Source organism: Brevibacillus brevis (assembly GCF_900637055.1).
Taxonomy (GTDB): Bacteria; Bacillota; Bacilli; order Brevibacillales; family Brevibacillaceae; genus Brevibacillus; species Brevibacillus brevis.
In genome coordinates this window covers 2,441,761-2,466,438 of record NZ_LR134338.1, presented here as the reverse complement: position 1 = coordinate 2,466,438, position 24,678 = coordinate 2,441,761, and the positions used below count along the sequence as shown (strand labels likewise).

The 24,678-nt window shown below is 46.3% G+C and carries 29 protein-coding genes; all 29 read right to left on the bottom strand.

Annotated elements, in window-relative coordinates; translation table 11 throughout:
• Positions 1-216: 216 nt before the first annotated feature.
• Complete coding sequence (locus EL268_RS12435; protein WP_106653479.1) at positions 217-909, bottom strand: DNA polymerase III subunit gamma/tau; 693 nt, start codon at positions 907-909, stop codon at positions 217-219.
• Positions 884-1,408, bottom strand: coding sequence for a DUF6115 domain-containing protein (locus EL268_RS12430; protein ID WP_106653478.1), 525 nt, complete (start codon positions 1,406-1,408; stop codon positions 884-886). Before EL268_RS12430 ends, EL268_RS12435 begins: the two co-directional genes overlap by 26 nt.
• A 23-nt stretch (positions 1,409-1,431) precedes the next feature.
• Positions 1,432-1,770, bottom strand: coding sequence for a hypothetical protein (locus EL268_RS12425; protein ID WP_106653477.1), 339 nt, complete (start codon positions 1,768-1,770; stop codon positions 1,432-1,434).
• A 47-nt stretch (positions 1,771-1,817) separates the two neighbouring features.
• The gene (locus tag EL268_RS12420) at positions 1,818-3,236 is read right to left on the bottom strand and encodes a flagellar assembly protein A (protein WP_106653476.1); all 1,419 of its coding nucleotides are present in this window, start codon (positions 3,234-3,236) and stop codon (positions 1,818-1,820) included.
• A 31-nt stretch (positions 3,237-3,267) separates the two neighbouring features.
• Entirely contained in the window at positions 3,268-4,056 is a 789-nt protein-coding gene (locus EL268_RS12415; protein ID WP_106653475.1) for a FliA/WhiG family RNA polymerase sigma factor, read from the bottom strand.
• Between the two features lie 16 nt (positions 4,057-4,072).
• Entirely contained in the window at positions 4,073-4,456 is a 384-nt protein-coding gene (locus EL268_RS12410; protein ID WP_088908092.1) for a hypothetical protein, read from the bottom strand.
• A 3-nt stretch (positions 4,457-4,459) separates the two neighbouring features.
• Positions 4,460-4,945: a chemotaxis protein CheD gene (locus tag EL268_RS12405; RefSeq protein WP_106653474.1), complete on the bottom strand. Its 486-nt coding sequence runs from the start codon at positions 4,943-4,945 to the stop codon at positions 4,460-4,462.
• Positions 4,932-5,558 (bottom strand): chemotaxis protein CheC, encoded by a 627-nt coding sequence (locus tag EL268_RS12400; RefSeq protein ID WP_048033437.1) that lies wholly within the window; start codon positions 5,556-5,558, stop codon positions 4,932-4,934. Before EL268_RS12400 ends, EL268_RS12405 begins: the two co-directional genes overlap by 14 nt.
• Positions 5,559-5,563: 5 nt before the next feature.
• Complete coding sequence (locus EL268_RS12395) at positions 5,564-6,040, bottom strand: chemotaxis protein CheW (RefSeq protein WP_007719278.1); 477 nt, start codon at positions 6,038-6,040, stop codon at positions 5,564-5,566.
• Positions 6,041-6,056: 16 nt separating this feature from the next.
• Positions 6,057-8,081 (bottom strand): chemotaxis protein CheA, encoded by a 2,025-nt coding sequence (locus tag EL268_RS12390; protein ID WP_106653473.1) that lies wholly within the window; start codon positions 8,079-8,081, stop codon positions 6,057-6,059.
• A gap of 21 nt (positions 8,082-8,102) precedes the next feature.
• Entirely contained in the window at positions 8,103-9,218 is a 1,116-nt protein-coding gene (locus tag EL268_RS12385; RefSeq protein ID WP_106653472.1) for a protein-glutamate methylesterase/protein-glutamine glutaminase, read from the bottom strand.
• Positions 9,219-9,249: 31 nt separating this feature from the next.
• Positions 9,250-10,113 (bottom strand): MinD/ParA family protein, encoded by an 864-nt coding sequence (locus EL268_RS12380; RefSeq protein WP_106653471.1) that lies wholly within the window; start codon positions 10,111-10,113, stop codon positions 9,250-9,252.
• Between the two features lie 4 nt (positions 10,114-10,117).
• Positions 10,118-11,464 (bottom strand): flagellar biosynthesis GTPase FlhF, encoded by a 1,347-nt coding sequence (gene flhF, locus EL268_RS12375; protein WP_106653470.1) that lies wholly within the window; start codon positions 11,462-11,464, stop codon positions 10,118-10,120.
• Positions 11,461-13,503 carry a flagellar biosynthesis protein FlhA gene (gene flhA, locus EL268_RS12370; RefSeq protein WP_106653469.1) on the bottom strand — a complete coding sequence of 681 codons (2,043 nt, stop codon included), beginning with the start codon at positions 13,501-13,503 and terminating at the stop codon, positions 11,461-11,463. Before flhA ends, flhF begins: the two co-directional genes overlap by 4 nt.
• An 18-nt stretch (positions 13,504-13,521) precedes the next feature.
• Positions 13,522-14,619 carry a flagellar biosynthesis protein FlhB gene (gene flhB, locus EL268_RS12365; protein ID WP_106653468.1) on the bottom strand — a complete coding sequence of 366 codons (1,098 nt, stop codon included), beginning with the start codon at positions 14,617-14,619 and terminating at the stop codon, positions 13,522-13,524.
• Positions 14,616-15,398, bottom strand: a complete 783-nt coding sequence (fliR, locus tag EL268_RS12360; protein ID WP_106653467.1) for a flagellar biosynthetic protein FliR — start codon at positions 15,396-15,398, stop codon at positions 14,616-14,618. The genes flhB and fliR overlap by 4 nt, the downstream gene beginning before the upstream one ends.
• Before the next feature lie 3 nt (positions 15,399-15,401).
• Positions 15,402-15,671: a flagellar biosynthesis protein FliQ gene (fliQ, locus tag EL268_RS12355; RefSeq protein ID WP_106653466.1), complete on the bottom strand. Its 270-nt coding sequence runs from the start codon at positions 15,669-15,671 to the stop codon at positions 15,402-15,404.
• A gap of 30 nt (positions 15,672-15,701) precedes the next feature.
• Positions 15,702-16,463, bottom strand: a complete 762-nt coding sequence (gene fliP / locus EL268_RS12350; RefSeq protein WP_106653465.1) for a flagellar type III secretion system pore protein FliP — start codon at positions 16,461-16,463, stop codon at positions 15,702-15,704.
• Positions 16,460-17,140 (bottom strand): flagellar biosynthetic protein FliO, encoded by a 681-nt coding sequence (locus tag EL268_RS12345; RefSeq protein WP_106653464.1) that lies wholly within the window; start codon positions 17,138-17,140, stop codon positions 16,460-16,462. Before EL268_RS12345 ends, fliP begins: the two co-directional genes overlap by 4 nt.
• Complete coding sequence (locus EL268_RS12340) at positions 17,140-17,502, bottom strand: response regulator (RefSeq protein ID WP_007719294.1); 363 nt, start codon at positions 17,500-17,502, stop codon at positions 17,140-17,142. Before EL268_RS12340 ends, EL268_RS12345 begins: the two co-directional genes overlap by 1 nt.
• A gap of 36 nt (positions 17,503-17,538) precedes the next feature.
• Complete coding sequence (gene fliY / locus EL268_RS12335) at positions 17,539-18,900, bottom strand: flagellar motor switch phosphatase FliY (protein WP_106653463.1); 1,362 nt, start codon at positions 18,898-18,900, stop codon at positions 17,539-17,541.
• The gene (gene fliM, locus EL268_RS12330) at positions 18,893-19,888 is read right to left on the bottom strand and encodes a flagellar motor switch protein FliM (protein ID WP_017249321.1); all 996 of its coding nucleotides are present in this window, start codon (positions 19,886-19,888) and stop codon (positions 18,893-18,895) included. The genes fliY and fliM overlap by 8 nt, the downstream gene beginning before the upstream one ends.
• A gap of 39 nt (positions 19,889-19,927) precedes the next feature.
• Entirely contained in the window at positions 19,928-20,383 is a 456-nt protein-coding gene (locus tag EL268_RS12325) for a flagellar basal body-associated FliL family protein (protein ID WP_106653462.1), read from the bottom strand.
• Between the two features lie 15 nt (positions 20,384-20,398).
• Positions 20,399-20,620 carry a flagellar FlbD family protein gene (locus EL268_RS12320; protein ID WP_106653461.1) on the bottom strand — a complete coding sequence of 74 codons (222 nt, stop codon included), beginning with the start codon at positions 20,618-20,620 and terminating at the stop codon, positions 20,399-20,401.
• 70 nt (positions 20,621-20,690) lie between these two features.
• Positions 20,691-21,509: a flagellar basal body rod protein FlgG gene (flgG, locus tag EL268_RS12315; protein ID WP_106653460.1), complete on the bottom strand. Its 819-nt coding sequence runs from the start codon at positions 21,507-21,509 to the stop codon at positions 20,691-20,693.
• Positions 21,510-21,610: 101 nt separating this feature from the next.
• Entirely contained in the window at positions 21,611-22,006 is a 396-nt protein-coding gene (locus EL268_RS12310) for a TIGR02530 family flagellar biosynthesis protein (protein WP_106653459.1), read from the bottom strand.
• Between the two features lie 24 nt (positions 22,007-22,030).
• Positions 22,031-23,254: a flagellar hook-length control protein FliK gene (locus tag EL268_RS12305; protein ID WP_106653458.1), complete on the bottom strand. Its 1,224-nt coding sequence runs from the start codon at positions 23,252-23,254 to the stop codon at positions 22,031-22,033.
• Positions 23,255-23,315: 61 nt separating this feature from the next.
• On the bottom strand, positions 23,316-24,218 hold the full coding sequence (locus EL268_RS12300; RefSeq protein ID WP_106653457.1) for a MotE family protein: 903 nt from the start codon (positions 24,216-24,218) through the stop codon (positions 23,316-23,318).
• A 12-nt stretch (positions 24,219-24,230) separates the two neighbouring features.
• Entirely contained in the window at positions 24,231-24,677 is a 447-nt protein-coding gene (fliJ, locus tag EL268_RS12295) for a flagellar export protein FliJ (RefSeq protein WP_106653456.1), read from the bottom strand.
• Between the last annotated feature and the right edge of the window lies 1 nt (position 24,678).

The window sequence follows — 24,678 nt, the reverse complement described above, 5'->3', positions numbered from 1 at the left end:
TGATGCTACCTCCGCCTCACCGCATGTTCCAAGCAATTCTGCCATAGGCAGCACCGTTGCCGGAATTGGTGGACGTGCGATTTCAACACCGTAAATGAATATATCATATGGGAGTTTCAATTGCAACAAACGAATTCCATTTATTTCGTAAAAAAAAGTTTTGACCCTTTTGGCAGACGACAAACGGACACATTTCGTTACATTGAAAAAAACCGCCTATTTTTTAGGCGGCGTTGTTATCAACTTGACGATGTCTGCTTCCTTAGAGGCGGTCGACACTTCATAGGTACCGACACGAATGCGATTTAGCTTGTCACTCGCACGTAGCTGGGCCACAAATTGATTGTCGGCAGGAAGGATTCCTTCCTTTACTAGGATCTGCGCTACATCCTCTGCAGTTGCTTTGTAAGGAACAGTAAAAGATACCTTCTTATCTGCTACAGGTGCTTCCACTGTCGGAGCTTTAGGTGCCACCGTATTGGGTGGTGTTGGTGTCTGCGTATTTGGTACTGTTGGGGTAGCCTGGCCATCTTTACTCACTGGATTGGTTGGCGGAATCACCTTTTGCTCTGAAGCTGCAGGTGTTCCAGGCTGAACATCTGGCGTCTGCGGTTGCTTTGTCACAGGCGCCACTGTTTGACCCACCTTTGGTGTTACTGGCGCCTTAGGCACTCCAGGAGCTGGCTGTACGTTCACTTTCTTTTCTTCCTGCCACTGTTTGTATTCTTCTGCTGTAAGAACGACCATTTCCAGCTCTTGTGCAGCTGCTTTCATTTGATCTACAGTCATAGCTGGGGCCTGCGCAGTCTGTTTAGGCGCTAACATTCCGATAATGGAGGTAGCCACAATCAGTCCTGCTCCAAATCCAAATAATAGCTCTTGTTTACGCATCGGCAAGACCTCGCTCATGCCTGTCAGCCAAGGAAAAGATCAAATCGATTTCCCCTCTGCCGGCACCGAGTCGTTTTGCGATCTCATCCCGAGACAAACCTTCTTTATTCAGCTCAAAGGCACGGCGATAACGTTCACGCAGTGCCAGCATATCCAACTCTTGAACTTGAGGTGTTGGTTCTATCCTATTCGTATCCTTCGAAGCCTCTTGCTTGTGACTTTCACTCTTTTGCCATTGTTCTTCCATATTGTCTAATCGCTTGCGCAAACTAGCGATATCCTCGAGAAGATCCGCTCTCATTTCCTGCCATTCTGCAGCAAGAAGATTGGTTTCTTGCTTTACCTGTTTTTGAAGACGCTGCACGCTTTTTTCGAGCTCGTCCTTGTCCGTCGTGCGTTGTGTCGGTAATGAGGAAAAGGAGTCAACAGGCTGCTTCTTTTTAATAACAAAAGCAAGAAGCATGCTGATCATTCCTGCTCCAATCAGGATGGGATACACTACGTCCATGTTGTCCACCTTTATTTCTGGCTTGACTTCATTTATAAAGAAATATCTATAATACGTCCACGCAATGGATCTCTCATGAGATCAGCATTCGTAGATACACCTTCGCTTGATTCGGACAATTGACTCCCAGTGGATTCTTTTTTGTCCTGTTGTTCATGCTGTCCTTGCTGTTTTTCTCTTTCACGTATCTGGTTCTTTTCTGATTGCTCAATATCGCTCGGGCGCTGGCGCATCTGTTCATCCAGGTCTCTTCGCTGATCAATCATTGATTGTTGTTCATGCATGGTTCGTTGTTGCTGATGCTCCTGAATTCGGCTGACTTCTAGCGTGCGTGGTATTGCCACCTGCAATTCAACCGCTTTCAAACTCATATGGCCCCAACTCCCTTTTTCGCACTTAAGTATGTAAGCATCCTGGATCAGATAAGAGTTGCTGTACTAATTTCACCGTCTAGCACAATAAAGCGCGTTCTGGCATACTCGTGCTTGATAAAGTGCACCAGCTTTCCAAACGTCATTTTGATTCCTGGATACATTACATGATATGCCTCAATAGCTGCTGGGCCTTCCCCTTTCAGCTCGAGTTCAATATCATTTCTGCGTGCTTCCAATTCCTTGCTTTCTTTTTCCAGAACCAAACGAGTATTGGTTAGCTTGATTTGCATGAGACGTTTATCTGCTGGAAGTTCTTTGCTGACTTGGAGGATCTGATTAATAACGCCTAAACCTTGATCTGTTTTGCGTAAATTTTCATACACATTTTGCAGTTCTTTTTGAATGTTCGCCAGTTCTTGTCTTAATTCGGGTTTTACTCCTACTTCGAGTATCGTAGGAGTGGCACTGCTGTTCCCAAATACTCGTGCCGCAATCTTTTCCCCAGCCTGCAGCACGCCGCCAATGATGAAGCCTTTTGACCCTTTGCAAATGATTTGCTTGCCGGCTCTTACGGTTGAGAACATAATGCTTTGTGAAACAATGACTTGATTGCCAGCCGTTACATTGGCGTTTTGGATAAAGGACGTCCGGATATCTTTCCCCGCAACAATGCAGCCTTTGTCCTGGGCAACAATCCCGCTTTTGATTTCAATGGAGCCTTCCGCGTACAACTCGGCCCCTTCTACACTGCCAAGTACGCGGATATCTCCTGATGACTTTACGCGAAAGCCATTCAATACGTTCCCGCGAATGACCACCGTTCCCACAAAATCAATATTGCCAACACCAAAATCAACATCCCCGTTTACTTCAAATACGGGAAACACGTTCATTTTTGCCTGTTCCGTAAAGGAGACTTGTCCGTCAATAGCGGCGTATAGCATCGTCCGCTCTTGATTGAGCACAACATTTTTCCCAGGCTTTATGTTTATTTCCTTGCCGGCTTTGGGAGCGATGGGCTCTCCGGTAACTGCTGTGCCTGGTTGTCCCTGGCTTGCTGATATTTTACGCGCCAAGAGTTGTCCTTTTGCTACATTAGGGATTGTCGTGACATTATAAAAATCAACCCGGCCATCCTCTAGCTCTACTGGACCTTCCCCTTCATTAATAGAAGCCAAATAGGGGTACTCGATAGTCGCATCGGTTCCGCCCACAGGTGCAATCCCTTGAGCAACCTTTACTTTCGCGTTTGCATACTTCGCGGGAAAGGTACACAAGTTCTGCACTACATCATCGAGAATTCCATACTTCACATTGCTTGCCTGTAATGCTTTGTATACGTCTGTTTCCAAGACGACAATTTCGTCGATATCTTGTTCGTCCACACGTAATAGTACCTCAGCCTCCAATTTATCAGCTGAAATTCTTACTTCTATTTTATATTTCCCGATCCCTTCCATCATTCTACCCCTCTCAAGCTTGGGTAATGTCCCCTTACATCAATTGCGATTTCCATCTGGACAACGCAGAACGAAGTCGGAAAAGAGCTTTGGAGTGCAACTGGGATATTCTTGAAGGTGACAAGCTCATGATTTCCGCAATTTCTGATAAGGTCATTTCTTCAAAATAAAACAAGGAGACAACCAGTCGTTCCTTTTCAGGCAATTTGTCGATCACCGTTACAAGAACCTCTTTTAAGCTGGATACTTCTGCCACATTTTCAGGGCGTGGTGTGAGCTCGTCGATGATATACGAATGTCTTGCTGTTTTTTGCTCGTCTTCATCCCCTACTGCCTCATCGATAGAAACCATGCTGGCGAGTGAGGTTTCCAAGAAAACCTGTTGAAGCTCCTTTTTGCTTATTCCCAGATAATCAGACACTTCTTGATCGGTTGGCATTCGCAGCATTTGCTGTTCCAAGGTGGTGTATGCTTCTTCGATTTTTTTGGCCTTGTCTCGAACAGTACGAGGGATCCAGTCGTTCTCGCGTAGTCCATCGATCATTGCACCACGAATCCGCCACATGGCGTACGTCTCAAATTGGAGACCCCGGGTATGATCGAATTTAGCCAAAGCGTCCAATAGCCCAAAGCGCCCATAACTAATCAAGTCATCCTTGTCCACATTTGCTGGCAGATTAATTGCCAACCGATTTGCCACCTTATCTACCAGTGGCAAAAACCGCGTGACCAAGTCAACCTCCGCCTCGCGACTTCCCTCTTGCTTCCACATGACCCATTTATCGAACTCTTTTGCTTTTTCTTGACTGGTTAGCCGTGCCACGAATAGTCACCAACCTTTACTCATCTGATAAGCGCCTAACGACCTCTGCAACGGTGGCTGGATCCTCAGTAGGATGAATCCTTTCCATCTTGTTGATTGAGAGTGGTGCAAATGTTTGATCTTCCTGTTCGAATTGTTGTCCAATTTCCAGAACGACCCCACCTTCTGCTAGAGGAGAGCTTGTCCCCTCTAGCGTGTCCGTAACCATTGGTGGAGTAGATGACTGTATGAACGTTGCGAGCAGCCAACGAATTGGAAATGCAGCGAGGAAGAATAGGACAAATGCGATACCTGCTCTCTCCAGTGATACAAGCCAGACATTACTCGCCACAGCCGTACCCAGCGTTACAAGAAATGCGAGCATCCCTAATCCAAAATTAATCCAAATGGTTCCTAACATTTGTTATACTTCCTTCACACCTTGATTTACGGTCCTGATTTGAAGAATGCCGTTTGTGGCATCTAACTCTATTGTCCGACCGCAGTTTCCCCCTGTATCTTCTGCCACGATCTTTATACGAGCATCCTTCAATGCAAGTTTGCACGCCTCTACATTTCGAGGCCCAATCCGCATGGTGTCATTATTCCCTAAAAATGCGAACATTTGTGCACCGCCAGCCAATTTCGCAACCGTGTGTCTGGTCTCCGCACCAGCCTTCACCATCAACTGAATCAGATGGGGGATTGCTGTATCCGCATACTTGCCTATCGTTAGCTCCCCGCCTTTAGCTAAAGACGATTCAGGGAGCATAACATGTGCCATACCTGCAATTTTATGGATATGATCGTAGAGCACTACCCCTACGCAAGAACCTAAACCGGTAGTACGCAGCTTGCTCGGCGGCTTTGCCACACCGAGATCCGCCATCCCTATCTTAATAATCTCCATCGAACGGAACCCCTAATGAACGAAATAGTATTGGGAGCGATTCAGGATCAGGAATTAAGAAAAAGTTCCCTTTTACTTGATCATTGCCTTCGAAAAAAGCGGTGTCAATCGTGAGGGCAAAGTCACCCGCTTGACCCAACGCTATTAATCCATAACTTAGAATAGCTCCAGCCATATCCACAGCGAGTGCAGGTACGGACGGCTGTAAATTTAATTGTGTAAAATCAGCTAACGATGATAAATAAGAACCTGTTAAGATGTTGCCAATCTCATGCAGCGCCGAGATCTCCAGCTCTTCCCACTCGTACACATCTTTATTAATTCCTGTAATTTGTTCGAGCAGATGCTTGGCAGAATCCAAATCAAGGATGAAAAACATGTTCCCTGGACAATCGCCTTCAACCCGGAGGAACACGGTCACTACTACAGTTTCCGCTCCTCCTACACAATCTGCAACTTCGTCGAAGGGGATAATCTTGACTTGTGGAACTTTCATATCGATTTCTTTTTGTATGAGCTTGGAGAGAGCCGTGGCAGCGTGACCAGCACCGATGTTCCCGATTTCCCGTAAAACGTCAAATTGGAAATCCCCAAACTTCGTAAAATCGCCCATTTTACTTACCCCTCAATTGCGTCCAACTGCTTGATTTCCTCTGTGCTCAATACTTTATCGAGGTTTAAGAGGATTAACAGTCGTTTATCCAGCTTCGCGACTCCTCGCAAATAAGCAGCCTCCACTCCTCCTACAACCTCTGGAGGCGGTTCAATCGCATCAACTGGTATATCGATAACATCATTAGCAGCATCTACAATGAGACCCACTTCCAATTCACCTACGGCCACGATAATGATTCGAGTTGCTTCGGAATAGACGCTTTCTTCGAGACTAAAACGATTGCGCAGGTCAATAATCGGTGTCACAACGCCACGCAGATTAATAACCCCTTTGACGAAACTAGGCGTTCGCGGAACTCTTGTGATGTGCTCCAGTTTTTCAATGGATTTAACCTGATGAACCTCTACGCCATACTCTTCGTCCTTCAATCGAAAGACAATCACTTTGACTTCGCTAATGACTTCTTTTTGATCGAGCATGTGGCTGCCCCTCCTTCTACTTAATCAGCGAGTTACAATCTATGATGAGCGCGACCTGACCGTCTCCCAGGATCGTTGCACCTGAAATGGCAAATACATTAACCAGATATTTGCCGAGAGATTTTAGAACAATCTCTTGTTGACCGATGAACGAATCGACGACAAGGCCTGCCATTTTCTCACCTTTACGTACGATGACGACTGCCACTTCATCTTCCATCGTTTCCCCATTATCAGGCACTTGGAAAATGTCCTGCAGCGAAACGAGCGGCACTACACGTCCCCGGAAGTCGATCACTTTTTGGCGGTGAGCCATCATGATTTGATCTTTTTTAAATACAGCCGTCTCAATGATGGAGCTGAGTGGGACAGCGTACTTCTCATCTTTCACTTGTACCAGCATCGCGGAAATGATAGAGAGCGTAAGTGGCAATTGAATGAGGAAAGTCGTGCCCTGGCCGCGTACAGAATCTACGCTGACACTGCCGCCCAACGATTCAATTTTGGACTTAACGACATCCAGACCAACACCACGACCGGAAATATCAGAAACAACTTCCGCTGTACTAAAACCTGCTGCAAATAGCAACTCGTGGATTTGCTTGTCGCTCATGCTATCTGCAGTAGCAGGATTGACAATCCCTCTCTCAAGCGCTTTTTTGAGAACCTTATCTTTATTGATTCCAGCTCCGTCATCTTTTACTTCAATAAATACATGGTTCCCACTGTGGAAAGCGCGGAGCTCGATTTTTCCTTCCTCTGGCTTACCCGCCTTTTTCCGATCTGCTGGAGACTCAATTCCGTGGTCAAGCGAGTTACGCAGCAAGTGATTGAGTGGGTCGCCGATTTCGTCGATGACGGTACGGTCCAATTCTGTCTCCGCACCGATAATCTCCAGATTCACTTTTTTATTCAGATCTTTTTGTAGATCACGAATCATACGTGGGAAACGATTGAATACTTGCTCCACCGGAACCATGCGCATGGTCAGAATGATGTTTTGCAAATCGCCACTAATCCGACTCATGTGCTCCACGGTTTCCTGCAGTTCGTTCTTTCCAATCTCCCGTGCCAACTGCTCCAGACGACCGCGGTCAATGACTAATTCGCTAAACAGATTCATCAAGATATCCAAACGTTCAATATCCACACGAATTGTTTTTCCACCAGCCGTCGCCTTCTTCACTGGTGCTTGAGGAGCTTCTGCTGCTCCTTTCTCAGCTGGTGCTGGTGCCTGTTGCACTACGGGAGCAGGTGGAGCTTCACTCTTCAATTGAATGTTTTCGATTGTCACATCTTGGATTTCCGAAATGTTAAGAATCGTAGTACGTACTTTTTCAATCGATTGCTCCGTCACATATGCGATTTCAAACGATTGTTCAAATCGCTCATTCTCAATATCTTCAACAGCTGGCTTCGTTTTGATCACTTCACCCATGGATTCCAACTGATCAAAAACCATGTAAGAGCGGGCAGCCTTGAGCAAGCAGTTTTCATTCAATGTCACTTTGATCCACAAAACGTTGTTTCCGAGCTCCTGAGACTGCTTCAAGACCATCATTGCATAATCATCGAGCTCATGATCTTCAGCTGGTGTACTTTCCTCTTGCGGTGCTTCCACTTCCATCGTAGCAACTGCTACTTCCTGCTCGGCTGAGAAGTCTCCCGCAACAATCGCCCGGAGTTTCTTTACAATAGCGGATACATCTGCTGAACCGTCTCCACCTTCTGTGATATCGATTACCATGCCTTCAATCAAATCTACGCTCTGAAAAATAGCGTCCATGATGTCACTGGTAATCGTTAACTTCTGATTGCGAATCAGGTCAAGTACATTTTCCGCTTCGTGAGTCAAACTCGCCATGTCTTCAAAGCCCATGGTCGCCGACATACCCTTCAATGTATGTGCGGAACGAAAAATCTCTTTGACGTGGCCAATATTACCCGGATCACTTTCCAAGAGTAACAAATTGGCGTTGATTGCCTGTAGGTGTTCCTTTGACTCCTCAATAAACATGTCCAAATACTGATTCATATCCATAGGTGATCCACCTCCCAAAAATCAGTGCAAGAGCTTGCACAACAGCTCTGGAATCTTTTCCAATGGGGCCACGTTGTCTGCCAAGCCTGCTTGAATCGCTGCTCGTGGCATTCCGTATACGACACAACTCGACTCATCTTCAACAATACTTGTGACACGGCCAAGCTCCTTCATAAGCTTTAGTCCTTTAGTCCCATCATTTCCCATGCCTGTCATGATGATTGCCCATTTGTCTACATTTGTCAATTGACTGACTGATTCAAACAGAATATCGACAGACGGTCTGTGACCGCCTCGTGGCTCCTCTTGATGCAAATAGGCCTGCAGTCTCCCATTTACTTGACGAACTTCGAAATGGAAGCCTCCTGGAGCGATGTACGCTGTACCATTTTCCAAATACTCGCCATCGACAACCTCGGTTACTCGAATTTGGCATAACGAGTCTAGTCGATTTGCTAACGATTTTGTGAAACCTGCTGGCATATGCTGAACGATGGCAATTGGTGCCGGAAAGTTCGCCGGAATTGCAGTCAGTACACTCTGCAATGCTTTAGGACCACCCGTGGAAGTCCCCAGAACCACCAGTCTTGCCTTTCCGCCCACTTGTGACCGCATCACGGCAGGCGGGCTCGGTATTTTCGTACGTATTACTGGAGATGCCGGTGTAACCGGTGCAGGTTTTGATTCGGAAGATACCGGTTTGACTACGCGAGGGATCTGCTTTCTCAAACGTACTTTCGACGCTGCCGCAGCCTTCACGCGCTCGATAAGACGATCGCCCACTTTGTGAATGTCGAGAGAAATTGGACCAGAAGGCTTCGTTACAAAGTCAAACGCGCCTAGTTCCAACGCATGAATTGTAGCTTCGGCCCCTTCTTTTGTCAGGCTGCTCAACATGACGATCGGAACCGGGCACTCATTCATCAGCTTTTCCAGTGCGTCCAAACCGTTCATGACCGGCATTTCAATGTCGAGTGTGAGGACATCCGGCGCCAGTTCTTTACATTTTTCTATACATTCGAGTCCATTCTTGGCTCGATCAATCACTTCAATCTCAGGATCAGTAGATAAAATGTCCGAAATCACTTTACGCATGAATGCTGAATCGTCCGTGACGAGAACCCGGATTTTGCTCATTCGAATGTCGCTCCCTTCCTACATTTATGTCTCATCGTATGAAGTGCCTCAACCTCGCAAGAAAACCTTTGAGACCACTGACAGAAGTATCTGAAGTATCCGGACGATCCAAATACCGTTCTACCAGATTTCGTATGCTTCTCGCGGCTTGCGATTGTGGATATGTAAGTAGAAAAGGACGCTGCAGTTTAACAGCTTTTGAAACGTAAGGATCATCAGAAACATATCCAAGCGACTGAATATCCATATTCAAAAAGCGTTTGGAAACCATCGCAAGCTTGTCCGCCGTCATTTTCCCTTCTCTCTCCGACGACGCTCTATTAATCACCAAGCGAATAGAGACAGCGGGATTACGTGCGTGTAGCATCTTGATGACTGCATATGCATCCGTTATCGCTGGTGGTTCGGGGGTGGTAACGAGGATGACCTCGTCTGAGGAGAGCATGAATCGCATGGATTCTTTTGAAAAACCTGCTCCCGTATCAAAAATGATAGTGTCGGCATAGCCTTGCAGCGGGTCCAGATGCGAGAATAAGCGATCTAGCTTCTCATCATCTAACTGCATAATCTGCGTAAATCCAGAACCACCCGCGATGAACTCTAAGCCTCCTGGCCCGTGCTCGATAATGTCCCAAACAGTCGTATCTGGCTCTAACAAATGAAACAGATGCTTTTTTGGGGTAATTCCCATTAATACATCCAGATTTGCCAGACCCAGATCCAAGTCAAACAAAACCGCTTTATGACCCTTCTCAATCAAACCAAGTCCAAAATTCAAGCTGAAATTGGACTTGCCGACACCACCTTTTCCACTCGTCACTGTCACCAGTCTAGTTGGTCGTGACTTCTTGTTTTGTAGCATCCGCTCACGGAGTTGCTCTGCTTGGTCACGCATCTGTTTACTCTCCCATAATCATCGTTGAAACCAGCTCGGGTGTAGCTACAACGATATCATCTGGTACATTTTGACCTGTCGTTACATAGGAGAGTTGTAGATTCATCTCCTGACAAACATTCAGCATTGTGCCAAAGCTGTTCGTTTCATCCGCTTTTGTAAAAATGACTTGCTTCACTGGAACTTCCGCAAAATTTTGGACGATCGCTTTCATATCGTTGAATTTGGAGCTCAAGCTAAGTACTAGGTAGTTCACGCTGTCTTTTCCATGCTCCAACAATTCACGAATGCCTTCCACGTACTCATCGTTGCGAAAATTTCGTCCAGCGGTATCGACAAAAATGAGGTCACAATCACTTAAGCGTTCCATCGCTGCCGCCATTTCTTTCGGAGAAAAGACAACCTCCAGCGGGACATTCAAAATGTTTGCGTACGTCTTCAATTGTTCTACAGCCGCCATTCGATACGTATCAGCCGTGATAAAGCCGATTTTTCGTTTTTCTTTCAACATGCTGTTCGCCGCAAGCTTCGCAATGGTCGTTGTTTTTCCAACCCCCGTCGGACCGAAAAAGAAAGCATACCGTACGTTCTTACCCAACTTTGGTGAAGATACTGTATATGGCTCGATCATGGAAGTGACAATTGATCGGCATACCGCAAACGCTTCTTCCTCCGTCCACTTTTCACCCGGTTGCGACATTTCCATTACTTTTCGAATGATTTCCGCTGTTAACTCTTCAGTCACTTCTTGCTTCAATAACTGTGCACGAATAGACTGTATCGCCGGAGGAAGTTGTTCACTTAAGTCATGCACTAACAGCTTTTGAAACATTTGACGCATATCTCGCATTTCAGTGGCAATCGCGTCATGATTGCTCGCGTGTAACACTCTTTCTTGGGAGGTCGTGACAGGAGCATGCTGCTCAGCTAGCTCACCTTGCTTTTGCACATCTCTCGTATCTGAGATCTCTTCTTTTGGAGGCGCCGCAACCGCGGTTTGTGCCATCGCGGCTACGAGCTGCTCTCTACCTGTTGATTCAACTTGTTGATTCTCCGATGCTTTTGTCACAGGCGGTCTTCGATACGCTTGAGCAGCCGTGTACGTACCCGTCTGCGATTTGGGCAAAACGTTGTTGGTTCGATGTTCAGCTGCTACTGTGGGATTTTCTCGCTCGGATGCCTTTTCATCGACAGCAGCGATTACTTCGATTCGTTGTTTGCCAAACATCCCGAACAATCCACCTGTTTTGATCGGCTTGGAATTAAGAATCACTGCATCCATTCCTAAGTCCGTCCTGATTTTTTCCATTGCTTCTGGCATCGAATCGACAATGTAACGTTTTACCCTCACGAAATGTTCACCATCCCTACGCTTTGCACTTCAACATGTGGTTCGAGCTCGCTGTACGACAAAACGGGAACGTCTGGCATCATGCGATCTACTAATTGACGCAAGTACATTCGGACCGCTGGTGAAGAAAGAATGATCGGCTGTTGACCCGAGTTGATCATTTTGCTCACTTCAGTCGACATGTTTTGGAAAATTCGCTGAGACGTTTCCGGATCCATCGCCAGATAGCTTCCTTGCTCAGACTGTTCCACACGTTCAGAGATTGCTTTTTCCAATCCTGCTCCAGCTGTAAGCACGTGAAGTGGTTGTCCTGGCTCCGTAAATTGGAGTGTAATCTGTCTCGCCATCGCTTGTCTCACATATTCTGTCAGTACATCTGGATCTTTTGTATACAAGGCATGATCCGCAAGTGCTTCGAGAATGACGTGGAGATTTCGAACAGACACTTTTTCACGCAACAGCTTTTGCAATACTTTTTGTACGTCCCCAATGGCCAGCAGACTTGGAATCAGCTCGTCTACGAGAACTGGTGCTGTCTCCCGTACATTGTCGATCAGGGCCCTTGTTTCCTGGCGACCTAACAATTCGTGGGCATGTCGCTTAATGACCTCTGTCAGATGTGTAGCTACAACAGATGGCGGATCGACAACTGTATACCCAGACAGCTCAGCAATCTCCTTATTCTCTTCTGTTACCCATAATGCAGGCAATCCAAACGCAGGTTCTACGGTTTCTATACCAACAATGGAATCATCTTCGATCCCCGGGCTCATCGCCAGATAGTGATCCAGCATGATTTCCCCTTTTGCGACCTGGTTGCCTTTTATTTTGATCATGTATTCATTCGGTCGAAGCTGGATGTTGTCACGTATACGAATGACCGGTACAACGATCCCCATCTCGAGTGCGATTTGTCTTCGAATCATAATAACCCGATCTAGCAAATCTCCTCCCTGCTTCACATCGGCAAGCGGGATTAAGCCATAACCGAACTCGAATTCGATCGGATCGACCTGTAACAGGTTTACGACGCTTTCTGGACTGCGTACTTCTTCCATTTGCTGCTCTTCCACCTTATCGGCGGATTCTTGAATTTGCATCTTTTGGTTCTTCTCCATTTTCCAAGCAGCAAATGCCATTATCCCGCATACCGGAAGTACAGGCAGAATTCCAATCGGTGTAAAGAGCCCCAGCAAAAGCATGCATCCGGCTACGATATAGAGAAGACGCGGAAAGCTGAACATTTGCTTGACGATGTCTTCTCCCAAACCTTCACCAGAAGTGGAACGCGTTACAATAATACCTGCTGCGGTCGAGATTAAGAGCGCTGGGATCTGGCTCACCAGTGCGTCACCGACAGACATGGTAGTGAATCGAGAGGCAGACTCGGCAAAGCTCATATCGTGAATGAGCATCCCGATGATAAAACCACCAATAATATTTACGATAAAAATGATAATACCCGCGATGGCGTCCCCTTTTACGAATTTGCTGGCACCATCCATTGCTCCATAAAAGTCAGCTTCGTTCTCAATCTTTTTTCTTCGGACACGTGCATCTGCTTCTGTGATCATTCCTGCATTCAGATCCGCGTCGATACTCATCTGTTTACCAGGCATCGCGTCGAGCGTAAAACGTGCTGCTACCTCAGCTACACGCTCAGAACCTTTGGTGATTACGATAAACTGAATGATGATCAAGATCAGAAACACGACGAAACCGACAACTTGATTACCTCCGACTACAAAGCTACCGAACGTTTCAATAACTTTACCGCCTTCACCGTGCGATAAAATGTTTCTCGTCGTCGACACGTTCAAGGCTAGTCGAAAAAGGGTTGTAATAAGCAAAACCGTCGGAAAGATCGAGAATTCCAAAGTTTCTTTTGTATACATCGACACAAGCAAGATGGTCAATGCAAGGGAGATATTCAAAATCAACAGCAAATCTAGTAGCGCTGAAGGAAGTGGGATTACCATCATGACAACAATGCTTATGACAAAAAGGATCGTACCAACTTCTTTAAATTTGAATCCCACTGGTTATCCTCCTTCCATTTATTTCACTTTCCCTTGCAGCTTGTAGACGTACGCGAGAACTTCCGCGACCGCTTTAAACATCTCTTCGGGAATTTGTTGCCCAACTTCAACTTGACTATAGAGAGCCCGGGCCAAGGGCTTGTTTTCCATGGTAACGATACGATGCTTTTTCGCTACTTCCCTTATTTTTAATGCTAGATAGTCTTGCCCTTTGGCGATTACCGTCGGTGCGCTCATCGCACTTGCGTCATAGCGAACGGCAACAGCAAAGTGAGTCGGGTTCGTAATAATGACATCCGCTTTGGGAAGCTCCTGCATCATACGGCGAATGGCCATGCTTCTTTGCCGTTCACGAATCTTCCCTTTAATGAGCGGATCACCTTCCGCTTGCTTATGCTCGTCCTTGAGATCCTGCTTGGACATCCGCAGATTCTTTTCATGCTCATAACGCTGATAGGCGTAGTCCAGAATCGCGAGAATGAAAAGCAATAACCCGAGATAGATTCCCAGCTTTGTCACCTCTTCGGCAGTAAACGATAGGACTGCTCCGATAGACAATAAGGAAAGCTGTACAACTTGTTCCTTTGCACTCCACAAAATGACGTACGCGACATATATGCCTGCACTTATTTTTAATAAAGATTTCAGTAGCTCTACGAGCGAGCGTAAGGAAAAAATTCGCTTTGCCCCTTTAATTGGATCGATCTTTTCCAGTTTCATTTGAAGGGGTTCTGTACTAATTAGCCAGCCTACCTGCATGTAGTTCACCGCGAATGCGACAAGAAAACTCAAGCCTAGGATAGGTCCTACAATTTTTATCGCTTCAAATACAAGCTGCATCACGATGACTTTTAAATTTTCTTCATTTACTTGCCATGTGGTGTATGTAATCAATGATTCCCGCATCAAATCTTGAAATATGCCTAGCATGGTAGAGCCAAGCATCATTAACAGAAAGAAAAATGCTGTCAAAGATAGGGCTGGGGAAAGATCCTGACTTTTCGCGACTTGCCCTTTTTTTCGTGCGTCTTGCTTTTTCTTGGGCGTAGCTTTTTCTGTCTTTTCCCCATTAAAAAATTGAAGATCTATTTGATAAGAAAGCCTCAATTGATTCATGGTGATCCTCCGAGCGATTTCATCATTTCTGCAAGTGCCCGGAACATATTCCCAAACAATCCGTTCAGGGTCAGCAAGAACGCAGGCATCACCACGATAAGAAGTAAAAAGCCTGCAAGCAGTTTTATGGGCAAACCCACCACAAAGATATTAAACTGCGGGACAGATTTGGCGATAATACCAAGAGAGAGATCAACCAGAAACAATGCAACGACGATCGGTGCCGCAATCATAAACGCACTCATAAACATCGTTTGAAAGGTTTTTACTGCTGTCATCATGACGTTTTCGCTTCCGAAAGCCGCCCACATGATGTCCACCGGTATAACCTGGTAACTGCTTATCACACCTCGTATCAGCATGTGATGCCCGTCAATACTGAAAAAGTACAGGACAGCGAGAATATTTTTGAAGTTACCTGTCACCGGGATATATGCACCTGTTTTGGGGTCAATCACGTTTGCCATTGCGAGACCCATCTGCATGTCCATCAGTCCGCCGGCAACCTGAATGGCGATAAACATCATTTCACATATGTAACCAAGAATGACACCAACAAGCGCTTCCTTCATGACATACAGAATAAAAGTCAAATCCATCGGAATCTCGCCTTGTACCGGCAAGGATTGAAAACTAATGACGGCAATGATAAACGCGAGGCCGATTTTAAACTGATTCGGTACGCCACGAATGGAAAAGAACGGAGCCGTTACAAAAAAGGCACTCATTCGGACAAAAACAAGCAAGAATACGGGCAGATACATCAGAAAAAGATTCATATGCTACCCAACAAAACGATGAAGGTTACCGAAGATCCCCATCGTAAAATCAAGCAGTACCCGAAGCATCCATGGGCCGACAGCCAATATCACGACAAATACGGCCACGATCTTTGGAATGAAAGCGAGTGTCTGCTCCTGAATTTGTGTCGTTGCCTGAAAGACACTGACCATCAAACCGACCAGTAAGGCGACCCCAAGTGCGGGTGCCGAAATCAGCAGGATGGTATAAACAGAGCTTTGGGCAATCTGCATAAGTAATTCTTGTGTCATGCTCTACCTCCTGAGGCATTCGGAATGTCGCTAAAAACTGGTCAAAAGTGATTTCACTATGAGATACCAACCATCCACCATGATGAACAATAAAATCTTAAACGGCAATGAAATCATAACCGGCGGTAACATCATCATCCCCATCCCCATCAAAATACTGGAGACGATCATATCAATTACGAGAAAAGGAATGAATATCATAAAGCCGATCTGAAAAGCCGTCTTCAATTCACTAATGGCAAAAGCAGGTACGAGAGCATTCAACGGAATATCTTGGATCGATTTTGGTCGTTCGGCTTTTGTGTATTCCAGAAAAAGTGCTAAATCTTTTTCACGCGTCTGCTTTGCCATAAATTCCTTAAAGGGGATGACCGCTTTGTCCAATGCCTGCTGCTGCGTTAGCTTTCCTTGCATAAATGGCTGCACGGCTGTTTCGTTTACTTGTCCGAGTGTCGGAGCCATAATGAAAAATGTCATAAACAACGCAAGGGCAATCAAAACCTGGTTCGGTGGCATTTGTTGAGTTGCCAGCGCATTTCGAACAAAAGACAACACAATAACAATTCGCGCAAAACTGGTCATTAAAAGCAAAATCGCTGGAGCTACAGATAGTACTGTCAAAATCAGTAACAGCTGAATGGCCGTCGATGTCTCCTGCGGTGTTCCTGTTCCGCCGCCTATCTTCAAATCAATGCTCGGAACAAGCGGTGTTCCCGCTGGCGCCGCCATGACCATATCAGGTACGGATAGCAACACTGCGACAAGCATCAGCACCTGCAAAAAATATTTCATTTTTGGTCCCCTCTGTCCTGAGCTTGCTCTTCCTTCCAATGTTCTGTATGGTCTGGACGATTTTTCAAGTCGTTCCATTGACCCTGCAACAGATCTTGAAAGCTTTTGCCGTCCATATCAGAAGAAAACAAGATTTCTTCTTCTGCCTGCTTTTTCTTACCGAACGGGAGCCATTCTAGCGAGAATGGGCTTTTCATCGGTTTGATCTCTGCGTCAGCCAAGATCAAATCTACCTCTTCACCCGGTTCGATCCTACGAAGCAATTGAACGTTTTCTCCCACTCCCACGATGTACAATGACTCACCGATCATAACAACCTGAAGTGTTTTGCCATTGCCTAGCGCAGTGGCGCTAATCACTTTAATTGGTCCATGACTCTGAGCCCCTTGACGTCGACCAAGAAAACGGAGCAGTAAAAAGATTAATACTGCAATAAAGCCTAGCGAAAAGATGACTTGAACTAGATACCCGATCATACTTCCTGTTCCGCTGCCCGGAATGGCCGCCGGCTGTTCACTGCCGGCGGGCGCATTGCTAGTTGGCACTTTTCCCTGGTTGTACGCATCCGCTACTGAACCTTCCGCAAAAGCGGTACTCGCCAGGGAGGAGACGAAAAGCAACAGGATCAGACTGAAGGCTAAAATGAGTCTTGCCCCTGCATTCCGGATCATCATCATTAGCTCATTGTCTTTTTGATCGCTTCCAGAACGCGATCCGCCTGGAATGGTTTTACGATGAAGTCTTTTGCGCCCGCCTGGATCGCATCGATTACCATCGCTTGTTGTCCCATCGCGGAGCACATGATCACACGCGCGTTAGGATCCAACTTTTTAATTTCTTTCAATGCAGAAATTCCATCCATCTCTGGCATGGTAATATCCATGGTTACGAGATCAGGTCCCAATTCTTTGTACTTTTCAACTGCTTGTGCACCGTCACTTGCTTCCCCTACGACGCTGTACCCGTTTTTCGAAAGAATTTCCTTGATCATCATACGCATGAACGCTGCATCGTCGACGATTAAAACTTTGTTAGACATGAATAGCTCCTCCCTAATGCTTCCCTCTTGATTGGATTATTGTAATTTTTGAACACGATCTATCTGACTGATGATGTCTGTAACACGAACCCCAAAGTTCTCATCAATGACGACAACCTCGCCCTTGGCAATTAATTTGTTGTTCACCAAAATGTCTACATGCTCACCTGCCAGCTTGTCCAACTGTATAATCGATCCAGCGGACAAGTCAAGGATTTCTCTAATAAGCTTTTTCGTGCGGCCTAACTCAACTGTGACTTGCAATGGAATGTCGTGAAGCAAGTTTAAGTTCTGTATGTCTCCTGTATACATAGGAGCACCTCCAAGCGGAGCAAATTGTGCTGGTACTACATTCGCCTGACTTGCTGCAGGACCTCCGAAATGCTGTGGTGTTGGCGGAGCCATTGGAGGCTGCTGATACATACCTGGGTACGGAGCGTAGCCAGGTGGCATCATTTGTTGTCCATACGCGTCAGGATACATCGGCGGCTGTCCTGGGTAGCCCATTGGCTGAGCGTAACCCGGTGGTTGCTGATACATCGGCTGTTGCTGTGGTGGCGGCGCTACAGGCGGTACGTGGCTCTGTGGTTGCTCTTGCACACTTGGCTGGACAGAAGGAGCCGACAGACTCATAGCAGGCAGAGAAGGCATCTCTATCTCATCTATGAGGGCCGCCACTGCTGCTTCATCCTCTGAACCTCCCACTAGTCTATCAATCATCTTTTTCGCAAAGGAAAGCGGGAGAAGCTGCATAATATTTGAATCGATAAGTTCGCCTTGCTCTCCTACCTTTAAGCGGAAAGATACTTTCACTAGAGGACTGTCATCATCAGAGAAGCTGTCCCCACCCTTGCCTTGCGCCAGATCCATTACGTCGATGCCTGGTGGCGTAATATTAATGAACTGGTTGAAAATCGTCGACATGGACGTAGCAGCGGAACCCATCATCTGATTCATTGCTTCCTGAACCGCGCTGATATGAAGCTCAGACATTTCAGTGTTCGCCGGTCTGCCGTCTCCGCCCATCATCAGATCCGCGATAACTGCAGCATCTTCCATGCGAATGACTAACAGGTTAATTCCTTTGAAACCATCTGTATATTCCACGTGGACTGCCACGTGAGGAATCGGAAATTCGCTTTCCAATTCATCGACATTGACTACCGAAACAGTAGGGGTTGTAATATCTACTTTTTGACTTAACAAAGTAGATAACGCAGTAGCTGCGCTCCCAAAGGAGATATTACCAATTTCTCCGAGTGCATCCTGTTCAAACGGGGACAGAAAATCGGCAACATCCTGGGTCACTGCCGACACAGCTTCCTCTTCGTCCTCAACCAAGTTGTTCGCACGTAACAGCGCGTCAATCTCGTCTTGAGAAAGCATATCTCTACTCATTTTGTTCCTCCCCCTCCTCTATGACTTCATCAATCTGTACGGCGACTCTTCCTTTAAGTGTTCCTGGCTGACCCAAGAACTTTAAGTGGTCGCCTACTTTAATTTTCAACTTATTGTCGATCGATTGATCTAATTGAATGACATCGCCTTTTTGTAGCTGCAGGAAATCTCCTACTGTAATCGTAGCTGTTCCCATTTCAGCAACAATCGGCAATTTTGCAACTTTTACTCGCTCTTCTACACGGAGACGCTCTTCTTCATCCCGCGTTTTCTTTTGTTTGGAGAACCAGTATTGTCCAGACAGCTTTGTCATGATTGGTTCCAGTACCACGTGAGGCAAACAGAGATTGATCATTCCCGTTGTATCGCCGATTTTGGTACTAAAGGAGATTACCACGACAATCTCGTTAGGTGAGACGATCTGCATGAACTGTGGATTCATCTCCAAGCCTTCCTGGTACGGATCTAGCTCAATGATTTGCTTCCATGCCTCGTGGAAAGTATCCAGCGCTTTGCCGAATACGCGTTCCATCACCGTTGTTTCAATTTCCGTAAGGGCGCCCATCTTTTCCGGAATCGCCCCCTGTCCTCCCAGAAGTCGATCCAGCATGGTATAGGCGATGTTTGGATTCACTTCCAAAACCATTCGTCCTTCCAGCGGAGGAGCTTCAAAGATGTTCAAGATGGTCATCTTGGGAATAGAACGTATAAATTCGTCATACGGCAATTGATCGACGGAGGCAACCGTAATTTGCACGAAGGTACGGAGCTGAGCTGAAAAATACGTAGTCAACAGCCTCGCGTAGTTTTCATGGATTCGCGTTAAACCACGGATCTGATCTTTTGAGAACCGCAGGGCGCGTTTGAAATCATATACCTTGACTTTACGCTCAGTTTCTTCCTTTTTCAGCTCGTTGGCATCCATTTCGCCCGAAGATAGGGCGGCCAACAGCGCATCAATCTCACTCTGTGAGAGAACCTCGGCCATATGTCGTCACCTCCTTGCTATGTATACCATAATCGCTTCCTATGACAAGACGCGTTTGGTTGTCACTACTTGAACAATCTTACCTTCTTGCATCAGGGAGCTGATTTCATTCATGATTTTTGCTTCCAGCTTGTTCACACCTTCAGTTCCTTTTATGTCTTCTGGTGTCAACCCCGCCAATGTTTTAATAATCACCTGATTGACTTGCGGCAAACGCTGCTCCAACTCTGTTTTGGCATCAGCACTGTCCGCCGTAATGCTAAAGCGTACAATCATGTAATTATTTGTTAGCAAGTTCGTAGTAATTTCGCCCGTGTCAACGGAGAACTCTTTCATTTCCTCTGCCGTGAGCGGCTTCACTTCTTGCTCTTCCGTCGTGGTTGTTTGCGCAGCCGGAGAGAGATACGTTTGCCAGAGAACGAACGAGATCACTCCCAGTAGCGATATCGCGATGATAATGATTAGAGCCATGTTAAACAATCGATTTTGAAACATCGCTAATGCCTCCCGCTATTCATTTGAATCACCCGGCATTTTCGGTACAGATGCTGCCGGAGGAACATTATGATAAAAAGCCTGAACACGTTCAGCGATGGATTCCACCGAATCCTTCACGATGTACTTTCTGTCGTTGAACAGCGTGATTACGCTATCCGGAGTTGCTTCAACAGTTTCAATGTGAGTGATGTTCAGATAAAATGTAGAGCCGTTAAACCGCGTTAACTTAATCATTGGCTGCTCCTTTCCGGATCAAGCTGGGGAAGGCTTAGAACACTTCCCCAGCTATTTCCGTTAAACGAAATTATCGTTTCAGGTTCACCAGTTCTTCCAGTACGGTGTCAGATGTCGTGATGATCCGAGAGTTTGCTTGGAAACCGCGTTGTGCCACGATCATTTCTGTAAATTCTTCAGAAAGGTCAACGTTGGACATTTCCAGTTGTCCCGCGATAATGCTGATTCGTGCATCTGCTGGAGTAGCAGGAGTCATTGGATCATCATCACGTGCACCGGCGTTCACTGTGTTTTCGTAGAGGTTGTTGCCGATCTTCTTCAAACCACCTGGGTTGTTGAAGGTCATGACGCCAATGGTATTGTCCGAAGCAAGTGCTCCAGTATCATCCACAGTCGTAATTACGCCATCCTTGCCAATGGAGTAAGAAACAATTCCATCTGCTTGGTTGATTTGGATTGGAGCCGGGTCAGTGTTCATCAGCTTCATTCCTTGAGAGTTCACCAAGAAACCTTGGGCATCACGAGTGAAGTTCCCAGCACGCGTGTAATAGATAGTTGCCCCATCATCCGGACTGACCATGAAAAACGCGTCCCCTTCGATGGAAAGGTCTGTCGGCAGGTTCGTTGTCATTGGGCTACCAGCAGAGAAAACCGTATCAATCGAAGCAATGGAAGAACCAAGGCCGATTTGCGTCGGGTTTGTACCGCCTTTCCCACCATCTGTAGGAGCACCGGCCCCTTGTACGTTTTGGCTCAAAATATCTTGAAACATCACACGCCCCTTTTTAAAGCCAACTGTGTTTACGTTCGCAATATTATTACCAATAACGTCCAATTTCGTTTGAAATCCACGCAAGCCTGAAATACCTGAATACATAGATCGAAGCATACTAACTTCCTCCTTTACCTTCTCATTTACAGCGGCTACCTCTGTCAGTCGGTAGCCGAATGGGCTTCCTCAAAAGGAGGTCCAGCCCAGTAAACAGCCACCTACACGAAAATGGCACTGTCAATGTTAGTAAATACGTTGTCCTTCATGCTGCCATCGTCCACGGCGGTAATAATTTTCCGATTTACGATGCTCACGACGTAGGCCACATTATCCATCATAACGAGAGACTCTCTGGCGCCTTTGGCTGCTGCTTTTTGCACAGCGGATTCCAAACGCTCCATCTGCTGTCTTTCTAGCGTAATGCCCCGCTCCTGCAAGCGATTGACGGCATGCTGGCTAAAGCTAAGTGGTTGAGTCTTGGTTGCAGCGCCAATCGATTCCGTCAAATACTCCTGAAATAGCTTGTTGTTTCCTGGAGCAGTTTGGGTAGTAGCTTTTGCGACGTGATTCGTTTTCGGAGGAAAATAGGGTTGCCCCACACGAAAATGGTTCATGGCGCTTCCTCCTTATATCCAATCCTAGACGATGTCGTCAATGCCGCGAGCCGTTTCCCGCAATCGATTCCATAGCACTTCTGTCGATTCATTACTGTCTACCAGGGCATCGAGAGCAAATTCTTGCTCGTCTTTATCTTGCTGTTGTCGATTCTCTTGTTGCTGTCGCGCTTGTTCACGCTGCTGTTGGAAGTTAAAAGCTGTATCCTGCTGCTGGTTTACCTCCAAGCGATCAACCTGCAAGCCTTGTTGTGTCAACGCAGCTCGAAGCTGCGGAAGCTGATTGTCCAGCATTTCCTTTCCAGCCTGTGTTTCAGCATGGAACTGTGCTGTAATCACGCCATTTTGGGAAGTAATCGTTACATCTACTTGGCCCAAAGATTGTGGATTCAGAATCAGCCTTGCCTCATGTACGCCATTGTGTTGCGTCAACTGCATTTTGGACACGAAAAGCTGCGTGACTTGCTGTGTCAATTGATTGGCGTTCACATGATGAGTTGGAACCGACTGTTGCTGAAAGGTCTGTACAGATTGTGTTTGCGTATTAGATGAAGCAATAATCGGCGTCTGACCATTTCCATTCAACATGCCCTCTTGTGCATTGCCCTCTTGATTCAAAAGGCCGCTTTGAAGGGTAGACTGTACTGTCTGGGACTGAATCCCTGCCTCTAGCTTGTAAGCCGAGAGACCTTGGTTCAACCGCAGTGGAGAAATCGTTTTAAACGTGTCCTGCTGGGTTGTGTTCATGTTTGCTATCACATCGGATCGCAAGTTCAGTCCACTTCGTTTTGACTCCTCAGCATTTCCTTTTTGATTCTTCAGGGATTCGAGAAGAGCTGCCAGCTTGTCCAGTTCGTTTGGCGTTGCTTCCCCTTTTTTCAGGTTAGCTAGAATCTGCTTCAAATCCTCACTTACTTGACCAGCATTTCCTTGTGCTTTACCCAAGAGTTGTTCAATTGCAGTTGCAAATTTTTCTTGGGCGTCAGGCGGTAATTCATCTTGCGTAGTTTGACCAGAATTAAGCAGTTGGGCAAATAATGCCATGAGATCAGCTAATGCTAGCATTTCCTCATCACTTAAACCCTCTGGTGCCACCATAGTCTCTTCTGCGGTCCCCACCTGATCCAACACCTGCATCAATTGCATGGAAAACATTTGACCTAAACCAGTTCCTCCCGCATTTGCTACAGGTGTCGCTGTAACAGATCCTGCTGATCCTACGGCAGGAGTCAAATTGGCCACATTCATCTCGTTCACCTCCTCTTTTTGAATTGTTGCTTATAGGAACGAAAACAGCTGATTGCTCAATCTATTTTCGAAGCAACTCTGTCGTAATGCGAGCCGCCAGATTGTCTTTTTCTTTCTTGTCGTCATTGGCGATCACTGAGAGAGTTTGTGCCCGTTTATCTGCAGGCAAATCTTTCATTAAAGCAATGGCTTGCCCCTTGTTAGTATTCATGAGTGAACGAATGATAGCAGCAGCATCCGCTGGCGGCAATTGAGTAAATGTGTTCTTTAGATCCTCATTCGATTCAGACCCATCACGTGTATTGCTGAGCGCCTTTGTAAGAACATCTACACGTTGTTGTAGAGCAGCAATGTCATCATCTTTGTTCACTACTGAATCTTTTAACAAGATGGAAATATCCGCGGCTTTCTTCGGTTCCATCTTGGCCAAAATGTCGGCTTGTTGGGCAGGTTTCATTTTGGTCATGACCGCCACTGACTCTTCCAGCTTGAGATTTCCAATGATGGCTGCCGCATTTTTTGGCGACATGGTTGTATAAACTTTTGCCAAATCAGCAAACTGCTTCTGACGTTCTTCCTCAGTCGCACGTTTGTCTTCCATTGCCTTGTTTACATCATCAAGCTGTTTTTCCAGCGCCGCAATGGTAGCGTCTTTCCTTGCTGACTCTTCTTGTAAAGTGGCAATCTGCTGCTGGTTTTTTGCTTGATCTTGCTGTAGGGTTGCCACTTGTTTGTCCATGTCAGGTTGTTCTTTTGAGTCGGGAGTTGCTGCATAGTCGTCCGGGACTAATTTTTCCACGTACGGTATGGAGTTTGCCCAGTGGAGAACAGTCCCTAACACGTTTACTCCGAGCAAGCTCAGGAGCACACCGCCAAGGAGGCTGGCAAACAGTGCAGGAATGACAATCATATAAAAGAACCATTCCCACCTGCCGTATTCCCGTTCTTCTTGGATTTCTTCCATTTGGAACCTCCCTCAGTAGCTTCGGCGAAGATAGAGCTGCGTACCGATCTCATCCAACTCTTTTTGCTCTCTTTGCTTCTGGTCGTCCAGAAATTGGTGGAGCGACTTTTCCCGAAGGCGTTGCCATAGTTGGGACTCTTTCATACGTTCCGTCAATCGTGACTGACAGCGTTCCACATCCTGTACACAACCGTGCAAGGTTCGTTGCTGATTCTGGATGGATCTTGCAACAGATTGCTGATATTGCGTAATGGAAATGAGCTGCGCAGCACTGCATGTCTGCATCTGTACTTCCTGGAGCTTCATCGTCATCTCGTCATGATGCTCAGTTAGTTGAGAAAGCTTCCACTCTTCTTCGTTTTTACGTTGGATCGACTTTCCGAAAGCCCACTCTGCTTGTTCTTTTTCTTTTTCCTTTAAATCAAGAACCTTTTGGAGATGAAACTGAAAAACACGCACG

Coding starts and splice junctions, on each gene's coding strand:
- EL268_RS12435 (WP_106653479.1), bottom strand. CDS start 909: ATGAGCGAGGTCTTGCCGATGCGTAAACAAGAGCTATTATTTGGATTT.
- EL268_RS12425 (WP_106653477.1), bottom strand. CDS start 1,770: ATGAGTTTGAAAGCGGTTGAATTGCAGGTGGCAATACCACGCACGCTA.
- EL268_RS12420 (WP_106653476.1), bottom strand. CDS start 3,236: ATGATGGAAGGGATCGGGAAATATAAAATAGAAGTAAGAATTTCAGCT.
- EL268_RS12410 (WP_088908092.1), bottom strand. CDS start 4,456: ATGTTAGGAACCATTTGGATTAATTTTGGATTAGGGATGCTCGCATTT.
- EL268_RS12405 (WP_106653474.1), bottom strand. CDS start 4,945: ATGGAGATTATTAAGATAGGGATGGCGGATCTCGGTGTGGCAAAGCCG.
- EL268_RS12400 (WP_048033437.1), bottom strand. CDS start 5,558: ATGGGCGATTTTACGAAGTTTGGGGATTTCCAATTTGACGTTTTACGG.
- EL268_RS12395 (WP_007719278.1), bottom strand. CDS start 6,040: ATGCTCGATCAAAAAGAAGTCATTAGCGAAGTCAAAGTGATTGTCTTT.
- EL268_RS12390 (WP_106653473.1), bottom strand. CDS start 8,081: ATGGATATGAATCAGTATTTGGACATGTTTATTGAGGAGTCAAAGGAA.
- EL268_RS12385 (WP_106653472.1), bottom strand. CDS start 9,218: ATGAGCAAAATCCGGGTTCTCGTCACGGACGATTCAGCATTCATGCGT.
- EL268_RS12380 (WP_106653471.1), bottom strand. CDS start 10,113: ATGCGTGACCAAGCAGAGCAACTCCGTGAGCGGATGCTACAAAACAAG.
- flhB (WP_106653468.1), bottom strand. CDS start 14,619: ATGAATCAATTGAGGCTTTCTTATCAAATAGATCTTCAATTTTTTAAT.
- fliR (WP_106653467.1), bottom strand. CDS start 15,398: ATGAATCTTTTTCTGATGTATCTGCCCGTATTCTTGCTTGTTTTTGTC.
- fliQ (WP_106653466.1), bottom strand. CDS start 15,671: ATGACACAAGAATTACTTATGCAGATTGCCCAAAGCTCTGTTTATACC.
- fliP (WP_106653465.1), bottom strand. CDS start 16,463: ATGAAATATTTTTTGCAGGTGCTGATGCTTGTCGCAGTGTTGCTATCC.
- EL268_RS12345 (WP_106653464.1), bottom strand. CDS start 17,140: ATGATGATGATCCGGAATGCAGGGGCAAGACTCATTTTAGCCTTCAGT.
- EL268_RS12340 (WP_007719294.1), bottom strand. CDS start 17,502: ATGTCTAACAAAGTTTTAATCGTCGACGATGCAGCGTTCATGCGTATG.
- fliY (WP_106653463.1), bottom strand. CDS start 18,900: ATGAGTAGAGATATGCTTTCTCAAGACGAGATTGACGCGCTGTTACGT.
- fliM (WP_017249321.1), bottom strand. CDS start 19,888: ATGGCCGAGGTTCTCTCACAGAGTGAGATTGATGCGCTGTTGGCCGCC.
- EL268_RS12325 (WP_106653462.1), bottom strand. CDS start 20,383: ATGTTTCAAAATCGATTGTTTAACATGGCTCTAATCATTATCATCGCG.
- EL268_RS12320 (WP_106653461.1), bottom strand. CDS start 20,620: ATGATTAAGTTAACGCGGTTTAACGGCTCTACATTTTATCTGAACATC.
- flgG (WP_106653460.1), bottom strand. CDS start 21,509: ATGCTTCGATCTATGTATTCAGGTATTTCAGGCTTGCGTGGATTTCAA.
- EL268_RS12310 (WP_106653459.1), bottom strand. CDS start 22,006: ATGAACCATTTTCGTGTGGGGCAACCCTATTTTCCTCCGAAAACGAAT.
- EL268_RS12305 (WP_106653458.1), bottom strand. CDS start 23,254: ATGAATGTGGCCAATTTGACTCCTGCCGTAGGATCAGCAGGATCTGTT.
- EL268_RS12300 (WP_106653457.1), bottom strand. CDS start 24,218: ATGGAAGAAATCCAAGAAGAACGGGAATACGGCAGGTGGGAATGGTTC.